This is a genomic window from Caballeronia sp. LjRoot29 (assembly GCF_964252755.1).
Classification (GTDB): Bacteria; Pseudomonadota; Gammaproteobacteria; order Burkholderiales; family Burkholderiaceae; genus Caballeronia.
This window is the reverse complement of record NZ_CAXUPU020000083.1, coordinates 1-2,286: the sequence shown is the minus strand read 5'-3', so window position 1 is coordinate 2,286 and position 2,286 is coordinate 1. Positions and strand designations below refer to the sequence as shown.

The following is a 2,286-nucleotide window of genomic DNA, read 5'->3' as shown; positions in this document are numbered from 1 at the left end:
CCTTCGGACGCTCACCGGTGCTTCCTTGCGGACGGCTGAATGGCCGGTCCGCGCCCGATGAAGGTCAATCGCGTCTGATCAAAAAATGCAAAATGGATTCAAGATCTATTCGGATCTACCTTGCGGACTCTGCAAAAATCAGATCAGGGCAGTTGCTGTCTGATTAATAAGAAATGTTGGCCATCGAACACTCGCCGGCAGGAAAGGCGGTCCACAACCCTTTAGACGACTATAAATATCGTTGCTTGAAAGAGGTGCCGTCACCCGGATCAGCACGCTGGACACCTCTGTCTGTCTCCGCAGAGAGAAACGCGACCAACACGAGAACGCCTCGCCGGGTGGATAGGCTGTCAACCACAAGTTCTTCCTTGGACATGTCTTCCATTTACGTGACACTTCGAGTGTTCCTACTCTGCAGCTGTGTTCCAACCAACGGAGCCGGTGTCTCTCCTACATCGCCGATCGGTGCACTTTGTCCTCATAGTTGAAGCGGACCGTTCGACTAACCAAAAACATGGAGTTCTTATGACTAAGCTAAGTAATAAGGTTGCCCTTGTGACGGCGGGTCAAGGGGCATCGGCGCTGCCATTGCCAAGAGATTGGCCGCAGACGGCGCGCGCGTGGCGATTACTTTTTCCAAGGGCAGCGATGCGGCTGAACGCGTAGTCAAAGCAATAGAAAGCGCCGGCGGAGAAGCGATTGCGATCCAGGCAGATGCAGCGAAGCCGGAAGCAATCAACCAGGCGGTGCAGCAGACGATTGCCGCATACGGAAGCCTGGACATCCTGGTCAATAATGCAGGGACGGCGATTCCGAAACCCTTTGAAGAGACGACTCTGGAGGAACTGGATCACGTCATCAATCTTAATATTCGAGGCGTGTTTCTGACAACGCAAGCAGCGCTCAAGCATCTGAAGGCCGGCGGTCGCATCATCAATATCGGCTCGTGCGTTGGAGAGCGAATGATGACTCCGGGCCTGGTTCCATATTCCGCGACGAAGGCTGCCATACGGATGTTCACGCAGGGCCTATCCCGAGAAGTTGGTGAACGAGGTATCACCGTCAACAATATCCAACCTGGCCCAATCGACACGGATCTCAACCCTGCGGCGGGTGATTGGGCAACCCCTCAATTGGCGATGACCGCGCTCAAGAGATACGGGCAGGTTGATGAAATCGCGGCAATTGTTGCTTTTATTGCTAGCGACGAGGCGGCGTACATCACCGGGGCGAATCTTACGGTCGACGGCGGCACGAATGCCTAGCGCTAGGCACGGCTGTCCGCGCCGAGTGAATTTTGAGCCACCGCGCCGATTGAATACTGAGCCGGGGTGGAGACCGGTCTGAAGCAGGACCGGTTGTGAATAAGTGTATGGGTTTCCGGGGTGGTTGTCCTCCGTTGGATGAGGATGCGTTGCGCAGAGGAAGCTGCGAAGGGCGTAGCCCGGAGCAGATTTCTCTGCGCGGCGAACGGCTCAGGCGGACCCCGGCGCGCTAGCGGGGTCGCCCTTGTGTGCCGCTTCACGTGATCGAATGCGCTTCTTTGCACTGGCGCTGCTATGCCGGAAACGGTAGCTTTCGTTGCCGGTCTCCACGATGTGGCAGTGGTGCGTTAGCCGGTCCCACAACGCCGTGGTCATCTTCGCGTCGCCGAACACGCTGGACCATTCGGCGAAGTCCAGATTCGTTGTAACGGCAACGCTCGTGTGCTCGTACAGGCGGCTCAGTAGATGGAACAGCAGTGCTCCGCCGCCCTGGCTGAAGGGCAGATACCCGAGTTCGTCCAGAATGACCAGGTCAAGGCGCAGCAGACTCGCCGCGATTCTCCCGGCGCGTCCCTGCCCCTTCTCCTGCTCCAATGCGTTGGCCAGATCCACGGTCGAGTAGAAGCGCATCCGCTTGCCGTGGTGCATGATCCCGGATACGCCAATGGCCGTTGCCAGATGCGATTTTCCGGACCCCGGTCCGCCGACCAGACAAGGTTGTGTGCACCCTCGGTGAACGTCATTCCGGCCAGTTGCATGACGAGCTGGCGATCGACCCGGCGAAACTTCCGGCTTGCGGTTGTCTGATCGAAGAACTTGTCAGATACCTAATAGCCTAATCCGGCGGTCATGGTTCATCCGAGAGAGCACCTTTCGCATCGCCTTCACCTCTTTCTCATCGACCTTTCGAAGATCCAGCTCATAGTTCCGCAGACTGGTTGTCAGGCGGACTATGGCTGATTTTCTATCAAGATGGAGTTCTTCCAGCAATTCGTCATCATCTTCCACATACCGTTCAAAC

1 protein-coding gene and 2 pseudogenes are annotated in these 2,286 nt (G+C 56.6%); 1 reads left to right on the top strand and 2 read right to left on the bottom strand.

The window, feature by feature from the left end; all coding sequences use genetic code 11:
• Positions 1 to 620 precede the first annotated feature (620 nt).
• The gene (locus tag ACSQ83_RS35770) at positions 621 to 1,265 is read left to right on the top strand and encodes an SDR family NAD(P)-dependent oxidoreductase (protein ID WP_436231361.1); all 645 of its coding nucleotides are present in this window, start codon (positions 621 to 623) and stop codon (positions 1,263 to 1,265) included.
• Between the two features lie 210 nt (positions 1,266 to 1,475).
• Here the strand turns inward: ACSQ83_RS35770 and ACSQ83_RS35765 are convergent.
• Positions 1,476 to 2,029: pseudogene (locus ACSQ83_RS35765) on the bottom strand (ATP-binding protein); the annotation flags it as partial.
• A 55-nt stretch (positions 2,030 to 2,084) separates the two neighbouring features.
• Positions 2,085 to 2,286, bottom strand: a pseudogene (locus ACSQ83_RS35760) (hypothetical protein); the annotation flags it as partial.